A 14858-nucleotide genomic window follows, 5' to 3' on the forward strand; every position below is an offset into this window, starting at 1 on the left:
GTAACAATTAAGGTGAGGCAATGCGGCCATCGCAGAAGAAGACGCCGAGGGGCCAGCGCCGGTCCGATCCGCTCGCGCAGTATTGGGAGGCCGAGATCGTTCCGATCCTGAAGGCTGCGCCCGGCATCCGCGTGATCGGCGTGCTGGACGAGCTGCGCCGACGGCATCATGACCTGAACCCGAACATCCGCCGCACGCTGGAGCCGCGCATCAACGCCTGGCGGGCGCTCAACGGCCCCGAACAGGACGTGATCTTCCGCCAGCAGCACGAGCCCGGCCGCCTGGGTCTGTCCGACTTCACCGACGTGAGCGCGCTCGGTATTACCATCGCGGGTGAGCCGCTCGATCACCGGCTCTATCACTTCCGGTTGGCGTTCTCCGGCTTCGAGCATGCCCATGTCGTGCTCGGCGGCGAAAGCTTCGTCGCCCTGGCAGAGGGCTTGCAGAACGCGCTGTGGGCGCTTGGCGGCGTGCCGCGGGAGCATCGCAGCGACAGCCTGTCGGCAGCGTTCCGCAATCTGGCCGCCGACGCACGGGAGGATCTGACGCAGCGCTACGCCGGGCTGATGGGCCACTATGGCATGGCGCCAACGCGCAACAATGCGGGCATCGCACATGAGAACGGCTCGATCGAGAGCGCGCACGGCCATCTCAAGCGGGCACTGGAAGATGCGCTGTTGCTGCGGGGGACGCGCGACTTCGCCAGTCTCGATGCGTACCGGGCTTTTGTCGACGAGATTGTCGGCCGGCGCAACGCCAACCTCGCCAAGCCGATCGCGCTCGAGAAGGAGGCATTGGCGCCGCTGCCAAAAGGCCGCACGACCGACTTCGAGGAGAAAGTGATCCCGGTGACGTCGTCAGGCGGCTTCATCCTGCGGCGCGTGTTCTACACCGTGCCTTCAAGATTGATCGGCCATCGCCTGCGTGTACGCATCTTCGACGACCGGCTCGAATGCTTCCTTGGCGTCACACCGGTCGTGACGCTGCGGCGCGGTCGGCCTGTGTCCGAGAGCCAGGGCGGTCATGTCGTGGATTACCGGCACGTCATCCATGCCCTGCGGCGCAAGCCGATGGCGCTCCTCAATCTCGTTTATCGCGACCAACTCTTCCCGCGTGCAGCTTACAAACGTCTGTTCGAGACCTTGCGGGAGCATGGTGATGACCGGCGCGCCTGCAAGGTGACGGTCGAGCTTCTGGCGCTGGCTCACGAGCGCGTCTGCGAAGCAGAACTCGCCGAGGCGATCGCGATGGATCTGGACGCCCGACAGTTACCCGATCTTGCCGCGCTGCGCGACCGCTTCCGGCCCGAAGCGGCCTCGATCCCGCGTGTCGCCGTCAAGCTGGCGCCGCTCGACGTCTACGATGAGCTGGCCTCCGTCAGCATCGTCTCGGCCCACTCCAGCCTGGGAGACGCGGCATGACCAGCATAGCGACCTCCATCGATGCCGCCCGCGTCGAGCTGCTGCTCAATGAGCTGCGCCTGCCCGGTGTCAAGGCGATCTGGCCGAAACTCGCTGCGCAATCGGACAAGGAAGGCTGGCCCGCCGCCCGCTTCCTCGCCGCCCTTGCCGAGCACGAGGCCGCCGATCGCACCCGCCGTCGCATCGAGCGACACATGGCGGAAGCGCGTTTGCCCGCCGGCTAGACGCTCGCCACCTTCGACTTCGAAAGCGTGCCGATGCTGTCAAAGGCGCAGGTGATGGCGCTCGCCGCCGGCGACGTCTGGTTGAAGACCGGCGCCAATCTGCTGCTGTTCGGTCCACCCGGCGGAGGCAAGACCCATCTCGGCGCAGCGATCGGCCTGGCGCTCGTCGAGGATGGTTGGCGCGTTCTCTTCGCGCGCACCACCGATCTGGTGCAGCGGCTGCAGGTGGCGCGGCGCGAGCTGGCGCTGGAGTCCGCGATCGCCAAGCTTGACCGCTACGACCTCCTGATCCTCGACGACATCACATATGTGAGCAAGGACCAGGCGGAAACCAGCGTGCTGTTCGAGCTGATCGCCTCCCGCTACGAGCGACGCTCGCTGCTGATCACGGCCAATCAGCCATTTGGCGAATGGGGGCGTATCTTCCCAGATCAAGCAATGACGCTGGCGGCGATCGATCGCCTGGTGCACCACGCCACGATCCTCGAGATGAACGTCGAGAGCTACCGTCGAAAAGTTGCCCTCGATCGCAAGCGCGGTCCAGGCCGGCCGCCCGTTCACGCCACTCCAAACGAAGTCGACAAAGCGGTGATTGACGCGCTCTCATCCTGATTGTCGCGCTATAGGCATGCAGGCTACAGCACGACAAGATCAAGTGCGCGGGACGCATGGACCAGCAGACCCGCAAAGTCCTCACACTGCGACAACCATATGCGGCCTGATATTTTGGCTTAGTCCGTCCACAGCGAAATCAAATAGCGAAATGCAACAATTCTCGTGCCAGTCAACTACCAAGGTTGGCATTTGATTCAGATGACCCAAAGGTTAGATCAATATTGCACCTAGTCCCGTTTAAGGAGCAGAAGGCCGGCTGGCACACGTTGCATTCAGATAGCTCCTCGGCTCCTGTCCTCGTTGCGGCTATGCCGCGGGCCCTCACCCATCGAAGTGCAGGGGTTCAATGGCAAGTTCGTGGGGCTGCACTTCTCATCGCAAACCAGGCCAACTGGCTCGTGGCGCTGGGCAGCGGAAACTCAATGAGATCGAGGTGCTGTTGTCGTGGCGGCGACCGCTTTGCCATCGCCCTCCCTTCACGGACTTGAATACGAATTCAGGCGCGCGAGCAAAGCCTCAATGGTGGCCTGTCGGCCATCGGAGAATTCAACGAAAGCAGCTAAACGTATCCGTTCTTGCGAACATGGCCATGGCAACAACCTTCCCCAATTTTGCGACTCCATGGTCCGAGTTCGCCGGCGAGGGAAAGAATTATGATCTTTATCGGCCAGGCTACCCCAGCGAGGTTGCCAAGCTCATCGTGGATCACACTGTTCGCTACCGCCTGAACGGCGCCATTGTGGATGTTGGAAGCGGCACAGGCATTTTTACAAGGGTGCTCGCGACCGCGGCCCAGCGGCAACGCTCCATTATCGGCCTCGAACCGAACGCCGACATGATTCATGTTGCGGTTCAATCGACGCCGGACGAATTGAACATCGAATTCCGAATGGCACCAGCCGAGCGGTTACCCTTTCCGGACTGTTGTGTCTCTGCCATCGCGGCAGCGACAGCAGCTCATCGATTTGACAGGCCGGCGTTCTACAATGAAGTCGCGCGCATATTGGTTCCGGGCGGGCTCTTGGCGCTTGTCCACAATCGGCATCGGTACTCGGACAGTCGCGCACTGTCGGAATATCACGATTTCGTCGAACAGTGCATTCCGGAGTACCGCAAGGGTACTTTTACCTCCGCAGCCGGGACGTACTCCACGATCGATTTCTACAGTGAGCTCGAACCTGACTTCAGATTCGAGGACGTAAAGGTGCGACAATGGAAATGGGATTTTGATACGAGCCTTCCACATTTTCTCGCACTGAGTTTCTCCTCCAGCCTCATCCAACGGTCGGCTGTGATGATCGGCCAACAAGCCGTCACCAAAAAGCTGACCGAATTATTTGAGCGCTACGCGCAGGACGGTCTTCTGCGTCAACCGCACGTTACCGAGGTGACTTTTGCGACAAGCAGTAAACCGGTTGCTCCGCTGATCAAATAGATCGAGATTGGCAATGTTCGACGCAGCTTGGCGCTCGCAAGTTGAGATACCGTCTCCCTTCGCCTGATAGGCTGCTATTCAGCCGCAACGACCATTTGCGCGAGGGCGCCGCGTAAGGGATGATGCGGGCGCCCTCGCGTTGATGAGCGAAGCCGTCGGGGTCGGGTTCAGAGCGTGCTTGCCGATTTGAGCCGTTCCTGCCGGCTTTGGTGCTGAGCGGCAATGGCCTCCTTCCGCCTGCGGCTTTCGGCAACCATCGCCTCATAGAATTCAACAGCATCTGGATCAAAGTCGCGGCTCGGGCGAGGCTCGGCGACAAAATTCCGATACTTGTCGGTCCCGCGGACCAGGGTCGCACTGTCTTTGTACCCGCTGGTCTGGCTGACATGCGCTGCGACATATCTAATGGTGATCCCTAGCCGGCGTGTGTCGGAGAAGTTCGGCTTGGAACCATGGATGAGCATCGTGTGATGAAGGGAGATTTGGCCGGGCCGAAGCTCCAAATCGACGGCGTCGGCTTCATCGACCTTGACTTCGACATCCTGACCACGGCTCAACAGATTGTTTTTATCGTCAGTGTCTCTATGCGGCAATTGCCCCTGGTGATGGCTGCCAGGAATGACCCGCATGCATCCGTTGTTCCGGTTACTGGGCGTTAATGCGATCCAGGCCGTAACAACGCTTGGTTCGGAGAGCCCCCAATACGTCCCATCCTGATGCCAGCTTACAAAGCTCGGATCGTGTGGTTTCTTATCAAAGTGGCCGGTTGCCCATGCCATGATGTCGGGCCCAAGAACGTCTTCAACCGCGTCCAGAATATTCGAGTTCCTCATCAGATCATTCAGCCACATCATCAAAAGATGCGGCTTTATCTTCGAGCGCGCCCATAGATTCGGCTCCCGACTTTCGAGATCTTCCATGCGCGCCAAGAACTCGTTGGCCTCCTCTGCCGACAGAGCGTCAATCGGACAAACGAACCCCTTGGAACGATATTGTTGAACCTGCGCTTCACTCAATATTTTTGGCATTTTCTCTCCTGAGTAGGTCGTTTCACGTCGATTGACGTGAGAAGGAATGAGGCGACCAGCAGAACTGGTGGCCGATGTCGGTTCGGTCCAAAATCGGCGAGTGCCGACGAACGAAGGGGTCTATGGCCTCGTCTAAGATGGTTGGAATTGCTGCGGTCGACGACGTTTATATTGAAGAGGGCGACGAATGACCGAACCTCGGAAATTATGGATCTATCCTGCGGGAGATCAGCGAGAGCTCACGCGTTGAGCAGTTTGCGGGTCTGCTCGGCCATCGTGGCGAGCGCGGCTTTTGGCTGAATCCGATGCACAAGCACTAGCCTGATCAGCTCAGTCATCATATCGGTGATCTTGACCGCGTTGTCACTCGAGAACGAGACCTGATCTGTAGTGATTGCCAACTGATCAAGGATCGCCGCGTGATAGGGATTGACGGCGAGGTACTGGTTACGGAATGCCGGATCCTTAAGCGCCATCAGGTTGACGGGCAGATAGCCAGTGTGCCGGGCAAGAATCATCTGGCCCTCCGGCCCGGCGGCGAAGCGCAAGAACGCCCACAGCGCCTTCTGCCGCTCCCAGTCTTTGGTAAACATCATGAAGCCATGGGCAGCACCGACCAGTTGGCCCCCGGCGGCGGGAACTGGCAGCCTGCCGACTTTCATCTCGAAGCGCCCGTGGGCTGCCTTGGCGACCGATGTGACACCGCTTGCCGAACGAACAAGGATGCCGCAGGCGCCGGCGTTGAATGCTTGGCGCGCCTGTTCGCGGGTCATATTGACAGTGCTCACCTCTCCAAAGCGCCACACAACCTCTAACGCCCTCAAGCCTTCAGCTGTATCAAAGGCGATCTCGCTCAAATCGGACTTCATCATTCGTCCGCCGAATGTGGCGATGAGATTCTGAAACATCCAGGCGTTGGAGGCGTCGTACTCGACAAAACCACCATTAATCGTTCGGTCAAGTGCTGCAACTTTCACGCCGAGAGCGATGATGTCCTCCCAGGTCGAGGGCAGGCTGGGCGAGGTGTATCCAACCCGGTTTAGGAGATCCATGTTGTAGTAAATGACGGGAACCGTCGTGCCGAATGGCATGGCGTGGATTTCACCACCCGCCGATACGGCTTCCAAGAGCGCGCTTGACAGGCCGAGCTCGGCGAAGACCGTGCTTCCGCCAGCAACGGAATCAAAAGGCTGCGCGTAGCCACGCCGCGCGAGCAATGGCGCGTAGGTCAGTGACTGCCATGTGCCGTCAGGAAGATCGCTGATCAAACCGTCGCGCAGTGTGGTCTGGAGCAAGGGATCCCAGTTTTCGCCTTTGGCTACGAACTCTATAACGATGTCGGGATTGGCAGAGGTGAACCGGCGGGCAAGTTCACCAAGCATTTTCTGATAGGTGCCGATTGGGGTGCTGATCTTCAATGTTAGCTTACGGGCAGCGGCGCGCGACGAGCGCAAAGCCCCGATGCCGATCGTGGTCGTGCCGGCGACCAGAATATCTCTGCGTGTCAAAGGCATAAGGATCTCCCAGCGCTACTTCACCGCTCCCCCGGTCATCCCTTCGACGAACCATTTCTGTGCGGCAAGGAAGGCGATGACGAGAGGCAACACGACGAGGGTAGAGGCGGCCATGAGGGGGCCATAGTCGTTGCCAGCCTCTTCGTTCCTGAACGCCATGATGCCGAGCGGGGGCGGCATCAGGGACTGGTCGCGCACCGCAATGAGCGGCCAGAACAGACCGTTCCAATGGCTGACAACCGAGAAGATGGAGAAGGCGATGACGGCCGGCAGCGCCATCGGCAGCATGATCCTCCAGACGATGGCGAGTTCGGAAAGTCCGTCGAGCCGCGCCGCATGCACGACGTCATCTGGAATGGTCTTGAAGAACTGCCGAAACAGAAAGATACCAAACGGCGAGACAATATAAGGAAAGATGAGCGCCGCGTAGGTATTGAGGATGCCGAGCTGATGACCCAGAGCAAAGAGCGGTAGCGAGAGCACCTGGTGCGGCAGCAGCAGTCCCACCAACACCATGCCGAAGAGAAGGCCATATCCAGGAAAGCGAAGCTTGGCCAGCGCATAGGCACAAGGGGCACAGACGAAGATCTGCGACAGCAGAATCATTGCACAGACGATGAGACCATTGCCCATAAAGCGCAGCAGTGATGTCTCCGTCAGCGCTTTGGTATAGTTCTCGACGACATATAGTTGTGTAGGCCAGAAGGAGAAGGACGCCCGAAAGATCTCCCCCGGCGGCTTGATCGACAGCGAGACCATCCACACGAAGGGCAGGAGAATGAGAGTTCCGGTCATGAGCAGCACCGCGTGTCGAACGAGGGCTGCTGACAGCGACAGGCGGTTCGGGGAAATAGCGCCGTTCATTGGTAGTGCACCTTGGTGTCCATGAAGCGGACCTGAACGAGGGTAAGCGTCACCACGATGGCGAGAAATACGACCGCGACGGCAGCGCCGTATCCCGTGCGCAGATACTCGAAGCTCTCGCGGTAGAGGGTGTAGAGCAGAACTTCGGAGGCGTGGCCGGGCCCGCCTTGAGTTAGCACCTTTACCGTGTCAAAGGCCTCGAATGCCCGCAGCCCCACCACGATGACAACGAACATCGTGACCGGCCCAAGCATCGGCAGGGTGACAGTGCGCAACCGATCAATCCAAAGGTCGGCGCCGTCGACATCGGCGGCATTGTATAGCTCCTGCGGGGTGCTCTTCAGGCCCGCGAGAAACAACACCATCGCGTAACCGAGATTCTGCCAGATGCCGATCACGGCGAGGATCGGAAGAGCCATATTCTCATCACGCAGCCAGTTGGCGGTCGGCAATCCGATCGCGGCAAGCGCCTGGTTGACGAGACCAATTGTTGGATGCAACAGCGCTTCCCAGGCGATCGCCATCGCGGTGAGCGTCGCCATGAAGGGCAAGAAGTGGACGGCGCGATAGAAGCCGCGGCAGGACCGTCCGCTTTCGATGACGAGCGCGATCAGAAGACCGAGGATCACGGTTCCGGGCACGACGATCAAGGCGTAGACGACGGTATTGACGAGCGAGGCCCGGAAAGCTGCATCCGAAAAGACCTCGCGGAAGTTCAAAAGGCCGACAAAAGAAAGAGAAGTCGCCCCAAATCGCCAGTCGGTCAGCGCGATGACGAAGACGGCAGCAACCGGCAGAAAAAACAGGACAAGCAGAAAGAATAGCGCGGGCCCTGCCAGCGCCAAGGCCGTCAACGCTTCTGCAAGGGCTCGCCTGCGAGCCAGCGGAGCGGCTGACAATGGCTTTTCGATCGGCATGGATCGCTTGTCCGAAGCCCCGGATAGAGCAAGAGGTCCAATCATCCCGCGACCTCCCGGAACGGGGTGACGGAACCCTTAAAAGAATCCCCTTCCCGCCGTAAGCGTCGCCCATCCCGCGTGAACAGAAGAATGCGGTCCGGTCTCACGCCGACATGCAAGGTCTGGCCGGGCACAATATGCGGCGCCCGTTCAGCGAGCAGCCTTGCGATCAATGGCTGGTCGATGCCGGCCAGATCAAGATGAACGAAGAGATCTGACCCCATATGCTCGATCATTCGCACGGAACCCGTCAGCGTCCCCTGCCCGCCGCGGTCAGCGAGATAAAAAGCCTCCGGACGAATGCCGAGCGAGAGCGGCGTACCTGTGAGGGCATCGGCTTCGATCGTGAGCGTCGACCCGGCCGCGTCGATGAGGCCGCGTTCGCGCACCACGCCGTCAAACATGTTGATCTTGGGTGAACCGATGAATTCGGCGACGCGTCGATTGTCGGGATCGGCATAGATGTCTTGCGGCGGAGCAACCTGCAGCAACTCGCCGTCGAGCATTACCGCTACCCGGTCCGAAAGGGTCATAGCTTCGGCCTGGTCATGCGTGACATAGACGAAGGTGACCCCGAGCCGCTGGTGCAGTTCCTTGATCTCGGCGCGCATCTGCACGCGCAGTTTGGCGTCGAGGTTGGATAGCGGCTCGTCCATCAGGAAGACGGCCGCATGGCGCACCATCGCCCGACCGACCGCAACGCGCTGGCGCTGGCCGCCTGAGAGCTGCCCCGGTTTGCGCGACAACAGGTGGCCGATACCGAGCGATTTTGCGGTACGGGAGACTTCCATATCAATGTCCGCGGTGATCTGGGCGGTTCCTGGCAGCAGACGACCGAGAACGGGAAGCCTCTGTAAGGCAGAGAGTCCGCGCATCCGCAGCGGCAATGCCATGTTCGATGCGACGCTCATGTGGGGATAGAGTGCATAGGACTGGAACACCATCGCGATATCCCGCCGCTTTGGCCGCAGTCCGTCCACCACGCGTTCGCCGATCCGGACCGAGCCCGCATCCTGCACCTCAAGTCCCGCCAGGATGCGGAGCAACGTCGATTTCCCACAGCCCGACGGCCCCAACAGTGTCAGGAACTCCCCGTCGGCAATCGACAGTGAAACGTTGCGTAGGACAGGCGTCTGGCCGTAGTCCTTACGAATGCTTTCGATCGAAACCGATGCCACCGCGCTACTTCCCCACCGGCATGAAACTCTTCGCGCAAGCGCGACGAGGAGATCGTCTATCCCCTCAAGCCCAGGCCGAGCTTCAAGACCCTTAGTGCTACAGCTGGATGACACCGATCGAATAATTCGATGCAAAGCCAAGCTATATGCGATGGCGCGCTACTCCAGAGTTCGAAGCGAACGCTCAAGGCTTAGCGTGCCCGCTTAGTAATCGCAGTGCGCGGGAACAGAGCCTGCCACGCGCTGCACGAGCCTCAGCGCCGATCGCAGCTGGAACACAGCGCAATTGGCCACCGAACCTGACGCGCCGCGTCTCGCCGGTTCCCCCTGCTCGTTTTCTCCTGGACTAAAGGGTTTCCACGTGTCCGCGCCGCATCAACAAAAAGACCAACCAACCTTGCACGCCTTCTGCCGGATGACGCGCGCCTCTCGCCGTCCCTGGCGACACCACGCGGGGCATCGCAACTTACGATCATTTCGTTCAACAAACGCGACGGTCTGTTTGTTGGCCGCTCTGCGAGCGAGTAGAAGCCGTCGAGAATTCATGTCGAAGTCCGCAGGTGCTCCATTTTGTCTCTCGTTGCAGAACGGCTCAGACTTGTCCGCCCCTCTGAAACCAAGGCCATGACGGCGCGCGCGGCCGAGCTGCGCGACCGGGGTTTCGATGTGATCACGCTCAGTCAGGGCGAGCCGGATTTCGAGACGCCCACTGCCATCCGCGACGCCGGTATCCAGGCAATCCACGACGGGAAGACGAAATACACGCCGGTCGCCGGCATCAAGCCGCTGCGCGAGGCGATCCAGAAGAGCCTCGAGCGCGACCACGACCTCGCTTACGGGATCGACCAGATCACGGTTGGTTGTGGTGCCAAGCTGGTCATTTTCAACGCCCTGTTCGCCAGTCTTGATGCAGGCGACGAGGTGGTGATACCGACACCGTGCTGGGTTTCCTATCCCGATATGGTGGCACTCGCTGGCGGCAAGCCGGTCCTCGTGGCCTGCGATGAATGCCACGGATTCAAGCTGCGTCCTGAGGCACTGGAATCGGCGATCACGCCTCGCACGAAGTGGCTGATGCTGAACTCGCCCTGCAATCCGACCGGAGCGGTTTACAGCCGAAGCGAGTTGCAGGCGCTCGCCGCCGTGCTGCGCCGCCATGCCCATGTCCACGTGCTGTCCGACGACATCTATGAAAAACTCACCTACAACGTCGACTTCGCCACAATGGCAGCCGTGGCACCAGACCTCTACGACCGCACATTGACGATCAACGGTGTATCCAAGGCCGATGCGATGACCGGCTGGCGCGTGGGTTATGGCGCAGGGCCTCTGCCGCTCATCAAGGCCATGAACCTGATCCAGGGCCAGACCTCTTCACATACCAGCTCGATCTCGCAATATGCCGCGATCGAGGCGCTGTCCGGCGGACGGAAGCACATCGATGAATTTGCGAGCGCCTTCCTGCAGCGCCGCGATCTTGTCGTTGCCAAGCTGAACCAGGCCGAGGGACTTTCGTGCCGAGTGCCGGACGGCGCCTTCTACGTTTTCCCTTCCTGCGCCGGCGTTATCGGCAAGCGCACACCGAATCGCAAGGTGATCGAAACCGACACCGATTTTGCGATGTATTTGCTCGATGCGTTCGCCGTGGCCGTCGTACCCGGCGCCGGCTTCATGGCTTCGCCATACATCCGTATTTCCTACGCTTCGTCGCTCGCGGACCTTACTCGCGCCTGCGACCGTATCATCGCGGCCTGCGCCACCCTGTCCTGAAGGATCTCCCGTGTTCCCTGCCAAACGCCTGCGCGCCCGCATGGCCGAGACTGGACTCGTCCACGTCATGGCCGCGCATAGCCCGCTTTCTGCAATTCTTGCAGAGGAAGCCGGATTTGATGGCCTATGGGCCTCCGGATTCGAGCTGTCGGCGCTTTACGGCCTGCCAGACATGAGCCTGATCTCGATGACACAGCATCTCGACATGCTGCGAGCGATCGCGGGACACACGAGGCTGCCAATTGTCGCCGACATCGATACGGGCTACGGGAATGCGATCAACGTGATCCATGCGATCGGCGAATACGAACGTGCCGGCGCCAGCGCCATTGTCATCGAGGACAAGACTTTTCCGAAGGTGACGAGCCTTGTTGCCGATGGACGTCAGGAATTGTTGCGGATTGAGGAGTTCCAAGGGAAGATCGAGGCCGCCGTTGCGACAAGACGGGACCCGGACTTTCTCATCATTGCCCGCACCGAAGCCTTGATTGCAGGGCTCGGCGAAGCCGAAGCACTGCGTCGGGCCCATGCCTACGTAGAGACTGGCGCGGACATGATCCTGATTCATTCGAAAAAGAAGGATCCTTCTGAGATCGAAAGCTTTTCACGCGCCTGGACGGACTTGGCGCCGCTGGTCATCGTGCCGAACGCCTATCCGGATCTTAACGCCGAGCGGGTCAAGGCGTTGCGCAACATCCGCATGATGATCTATGGCAACTACGGGATCCGCGCTTCTGCCAGTGCCATGCAGGAGACCTTCCGCCGAATCATTGCCGACGGCGGTGTCCACCACGTCCACAAGGACATTCTACCTGTCGAGGAAATCTTCAGGCTTCAAAGGATGGATGAAGTCAAAGCGGCCGAAGCCCGCTTCCTTCGCTTAACCGTTCGCGAGTAACAATTTTTGAAACTATACCTAGCGCTAGAGGCCCGCTGAGACCTCATCCCGAGCATTAGGAAAGTTTGAGTAGCGGCCTAATACTCTAAAACGTCGCGCGCGGCCGACGCGAGAGCAGTGATCGCGCCACCCATTGGCGCTTAGTACCTGTGAAAAACCGCCGACAGCCGTTGCGCGCCCAACCGTACGAAACGCACCAAAATTGCGGATTTTGTGCGCGAAACCCGCGTGATAAGCGGTTATCCTGACGTACGCATCGAATAATGTGATACAGCATCCATGCTTGGCAACGGCCTGCCGTGGCAAGTAGCCAACAGTCAAAGAGCTACCGGAGCAGAAGATGGCTGCCGAATACGATGAGGTGCCCCTTAATGCGGTCCGGGCATTTGTGACCATTGCGCGAGAAGGAAGCGTAACGCGTGCGGCCAACGCATTGGGAATAACCCAGAGCTCGGTCAGCCGCTATTTGGCTGTGTTGCAGGAGTATCTCGGCACAGATCTCGTGGAACGGCGAGGCCGGCGAAGTGAATTGACTCAATTCGGACGGCTGTTCGCGAATACCGTTTCCGAACCGCTTGATACAGTGTGTTTCACCGCCAAGAGAATGCGACGCCGGAACCGATCGGACACCAACCGGATTGTGGTGCGCACGTCGCTTTCGACCTTCGCTTATTCCTTCCTCATTCCTAATCTCCAGGCGTTCTCTGCGGAGATGGATGGCGTGATCGTAGACGTGATCAGTTCATTGTCTCCGCCGACATCTTCCGACAATTTCGATATCTTGATTACGCGAGATCTCTCCGTCGTTGAACCGGCCGACGATTGGGAAATCTACAATGAGACCCTCGTATGCGTCGGCTCTCCAGGTCACGTCGCAGGAAAACCGCTGTCGATTGCGCGTTCAATGCCACTTCTGAACATCACATCGCGGCCTGACATAATGCCCACATGGCTGAGAGCGATGAACCTGACCGCAAGAGACATAAAGTCCGGGGCACGATACGATCACAATTACCTTGCCCTGCCGGCCGTCATGACGGGAAAATGCCTCCTGGTCGCGCCGGAAATCATTGTCGGCGATCTCGTGCGCGCGGGAGCACTGCACGTGATACCAGGATCCCGCGCGCCAAGCGGCATGCAGTATCGGGCCTATGCGGTCGATCGCAGTAACAATCCCGAAATCGCTCGCGCCTTCTGCCGCTGGGTCGCTCGGCTCTGTAAGAAGGCAGCAATTGCGGAAGCCGCCTAACTTCGCATCAGGCGATACCACAAATTATATGAATAGACACGGACGCCGCAGCTCAACGTGGCCGAAGCTGATCGTTCGAGCAGCGAGCGGTCCAATCCAGCCTGCCCCTTTACTTACATTGTTCTATAGGCCTTCCGCGGTCGCGAAAATCGAACCGAAGTAATGCCCAAAGGAAACCGCGCGCAATGATGCCCTCACGAGCTTACCTGCAAAGCGGCATTGTCGGGCCGCGGTTGCAACGAACCGAACAGCCAAGAGCTTAGGACTTATCGTACTTGCCTTTGCGCTTGTGACGGAGCAATGCGCGATAACCGCCACGGATGAGACGCAGCCCCTTCTTGACCAGGCGAACGATCCGGCTGCGAACATCGCTTGTTTTCCAGCCGCGATCGGGAATGCGAGGAGCGCCGAACAGGCCTTGCGCGATTTTGCGATAGCTATTTCCTTCCCGCCATCCATCTGCGGCACGCAGAGCAAGGATGAGCCGATGCCGGGTCTGGATTGGCAGAGCACGTGGGGACGGCCCGAGGGGGCGCCGTTCGAGCGCTCGCCAAAAGCGCTGTGCCGCTCGCAAACGAACATCGAAATCGCGGTCGAGCGCCAGATCGACGGCAATCACTGAGCCGCTCGATGGCAATTCTCTCAGCCAAAGGCGATGCTTCGCTCCTCCGAGCGGCACGACGGCATGCCATCCATCTGGCGCCCGACGAAGCTCGCTGCCCGTTAATTTCGCGAGATCCAGGTCGTACCGTTTGGACGACCTCAAACCGATAGCTGGATGGACGGGCAGCACGGTCGACAGCGCCTCGGGCGCCCAGAAAATCGCTTGTTTGTCGAACGCCGTTCGCGGATCCGCGGCGAAACGAAAGCCCCCACTTCCGCCGGAAGTCATCCGACATCGCGTCGGATCGTTCGCTGCTGCCCAGGACCTCATAGTCTTTTTCATACTCTACGTCGCGACGTAGACATTCCCAGGCTATGTCCTCCGTTTCTGCCGTCTTGGCATCAGGATATGCTTGCTTTGATGTCCAGTCAGCAGCTGCCATCGTACTTTCTTCCCCGCACATTTACGCAAGGAAATTGCAGCCATGATTGTGACGATTTCTGGTTGTGCCGATGCATTTGTTCGATATTGATGTGCTCTGACGATGGAACAATCAATTTTTGCGATTAGAGCTGGACAAGAAATCACGTCCCCTTCAAGTGGATCCATTATCCACTCTTCGGCCAACCGTGTCGCAGGAGATAACGATAGCCGTGACGCGCCATCCATTTGGCGCGAGTCAGATGAGAGTCGAAAGCACGACGCGCGCGATCCGGCTCAAGGGCCGGATCAACACCGAGCACAATGCGCGCCACTTCGCGCCAATCTGCATTGTCCGCCCGTGCATCGAGAAGACGCATGTAAGTAACGACGTGCTGTTCGTCGTATGGCGTAAGCTCGGGCGCGCTGGGCGCCACATCTTCGATCTTCGGATCGTCCGACACTGCCTGGAACCCCTATCAAACTGAAAAACCTCTATCGAAATCGACGCGATGGTAACCGTTTTCGTGGCACCTTGGTACCGTCCAATTGTCGTGATCCGCAGCAATCCCGTCGAAATCGATTGCAGCCGCCACCGGAAACGTTGGCATCCTTGGTTCCGTCGATCGTTTTCCGTCCGCTCGCCCCATTTTGGATTTGATGGAAGTCCATATCGCTC

11 protein-coding genes and 3 pseudogenes are annotated in these 14858 nt (G+C 59.4%); 6 read left to right on the forward strand and 8 right to left on the reverse strand.

The window, feature by feature from the left end:
* Window positions 1-26 precede the first annotated feature (26 nt).
* From istA to J2R76_RS18460, 3 genes and pseudogenes are all read left to right on the forward strand, one after another.
* Window positions 27-1421, forward strand: a pseudogene (gene istA / locus J2R76_RS18450) (IS21 family transposase); the annotation flags it as partial.
* Window positions 1418-2257, forward strand: a pseudogene (gene istB, locus J2R76_RS18455) (IS21-like element helper ATPase IstB). The pseudogenes istA and istB, both read left to right, overlap by 4 nt.
* A gap of 592 nt (window positions 2258-2849) precedes the next feature.
* Window positions 2850-3695, forward strand: a complete 846-nt coding sequence (locus J2R76_RS18460) for a class I SAM-dependent methyltransferase (RefSeq protein ID WP_253624488.1) — start codon at window positions 2850-2852, stop codon at window positions 3693-3695.
* Window positions 3696-3862: 167 nt separating this feature from the next.
* Here the strand turns inward: J2R76_RS18460 and J2R76_RS18465 are convergent, their stop codons facing one another.
* The 5 genes from J2R76_RS18465 to J2R76_RS18485 all read right to left on the reverse strand — a co-directional run bounded on the left by J2R76_RS18465 (window position 3863) and on the right by J2R76_RS18485 (window position 9238).
* Window positions 3863-4723 carry a phytanoyl-CoA dioxygenase family protein gene (locus tag J2R76_RS18465; RefSeq protein ID WP_253624489.1) on the reverse strand — a complete coding sequence of 287 codons (861 nt, stop codon included), beginning with the start codon at window positions 4721-4723 and terminating at the stop codon, window positions 3863-3865.
* A gap of 239 nt (window positions 4724-4962) precedes the next feature.
* Entirely contained in the window at window positions 4963-6237 is a 1275-nt protein-coding gene (locus tag J2R76_RS18470; RefSeq protein ID WP_253624490.1) for an extracellular solute-binding protein, read from the reverse strand.
* Window positions 6238-6252: 15 nt separating this feature from the next.
* Window positions 6253-7101, reverse strand: a complete 849-nt coding sequence (locus tag J2R76_RS18475) for a carbohydrate ABC transporter permease (protein ID WP_253624491.1) — start codon at window positions 7099-7101, stop codon at window positions 6253-6255.
* Complete coding sequence (locus J2R76_RS18480; protein ID WP_253624492.1) at window positions 7098-8018, reverse strand: carbohydrate ABC transporter permease; 921 nt, start codon at window positions 8016-8018, stop codon at window positions 7098-7100. Before J2R76_RS18480 ends, J2R76_RS18475 begins: the two co-directional genes overlap by 4 nt.
* Before the next feature lie 41 nt (window positions 8019-8059).
* Window positions 8060-9238: an ABC transporter ATP-binding protein gene (locus tag J2R76_RS18485; protein WP_253624493.1), complete on the reverse strand. Its 1179-nt coding sequence runs from the start codon at window positions 9236-9238 to the stop codon at window positions 8060-8062.
* A gap of 570 nt (window positions 9239-9808) precedes the next feature.
* Here J2R76_RS18485 and J2R76_RS18490 point away from each other — a divergent pair.
* The 3 genes from J2R76_RS18490 to J2R76_RS18500 all read left to right on the forward strand — a co-directional run bounded on the left by J2R76_RS18490 (window position 9809) and on the right by J2R76_RS18500 (window position 13155).
* Complete coding sequence (locus J2R76_RS18490) at window positions 9809-11008, forward strand: pyridoxal phosphate-dependent aminotransferase (protein WP_253624494.1); 1200 nt, start codon at window positions 9809-9811, stop codon at window positions 11006-11008.
* A 10-nt stretch (window positions 11009-11018) separates the two neighbouring features.
* On the forward strand, window positions 11019-11906 hold the full coding sequence (locus J2R76_RS18495) for an isocitrate lyase/phosphoenolpyruvate mutase family protein (protein ID WP_253624495.1): 888 nt from the start codon (window positions 11019-11021) through the stop codon (window positions 11904-11906).
* A gap of 340 nt (window positions 11907-12246) precedes the next feature.
* The gene (locus J2R76_RS18500; protein WP_253624496.1) at window positions 12247-13155 is read left to right on the forward strand and encodes a LysR family transcriptional regulator; all 909 of its coding nucleotides are present in this window, start codon (window positions 12247-12249) and stop codon (window positions 13153-13155) included.
* 259 nt (window positions 13156-13414) lie between these two features.
* Here the strand turns inward: J2R76_RS18500 and J2R76_RS18505 are convergent, their stop codons facing one another.
* The 3 genes and pseudogenes from J2R76_RS18505 to J2R76_RS18510 form a co-directional block, all read right to left on the reverse strand.
* Entirely contained in the window at window positions 13415-14047 is a 633-nt protein-coding gene (locus tag J2R76_RS18505; RefSeq protein ID WP_253624497.1) for a DUF2285 domain-containing protein, read from the reverse strand.
* 25 nt (window positions 14048-14072) lie between these two features.
* Window positions 14073-14222, reverse strand: a pseudogene (locus J2R76_RS41020) (transcriptional regulator domain-containing protein); the annotation flags it as partial.
* A gap of 145 nt (window positions 14223-14367) precedes the next feature.
* Entirely contained in the window at window positions 14368-14643 is a 276-nt protein-coding gene (locus J2R76_RS18510) for a DNA -binding domain-containing protein (RefSeq protein ID WP_253624498.1), read from the reverse strand.
* Window positions 14644-14858: the final 215 nt, after the last annotated feature.

Origin of the sequence: Bradyrhizobium sp. USDA 4532 (genome assembly GCF_024171315.1) — a bacterium.
Classification (GTDB): domain Bacteria; phylum Pseudomonadota; class Alphaproteobacteria; order Rhizobiales; family Xanthobacteraceae; genus Bradyrhizobium; species Bradyrhizobium australafricanum.

Excerpts from the sequence above, each read along its gene's own strand:
- J2R76_RS18475 (WP_253624491.1), bottom strand. The coding sequence starts at position 7,101 with ATGAACGGCGCTATTTCCCCGAACCGCCTGTCGCTGTCAGCAGCCCTC.
- J2R76_RS18480 (WP_253624492.1), bottom strand. The coding sequence starts at position 8,018 with ATGCCGATCGAAAAGCCATTGTCAGCCGCTCCGCTGGCTCGCAGGCGA.
- J2R76_RS18500 (WP_253624496.1), top strand. The coding sequence starts at position 12,247 with ATGGCTGCCGAATACGATGAGGTGCCCCTTAATGCGGTCCGGGCATTT.
- J2R76_RS18460 (WP_253624488.1), top strand. The coding sequence starts at position 2,850 with ATGGCAACAACCTTCCCCAATTTTGCGACTCCATGGTCCGAGTTCGCC.
- J2R76_RS18465 (WP_253624489.1), bottom strand. The coding sequence starts at position 4,723 with ATGCCAAAAATATTGAGTGAAGCGCAGGTTCAACAATATCGTTCCAAG.
- J2R76_RS18470 (WP_253624490.1), bottom strand. The coding sequence starts at position 6,237 with ATGCCTTTGACACGCAGAGATATTCTGGTCGCCGGCACGACCACGATC.
- J2R76_RS18505 (WP_253624497.1), bottom strand. The coding sequence starts at position 14,047 with ATGACTTCCGGCGGAAGTGGGGGCTTTCGTTTCGCCGCGGATCCGCGA.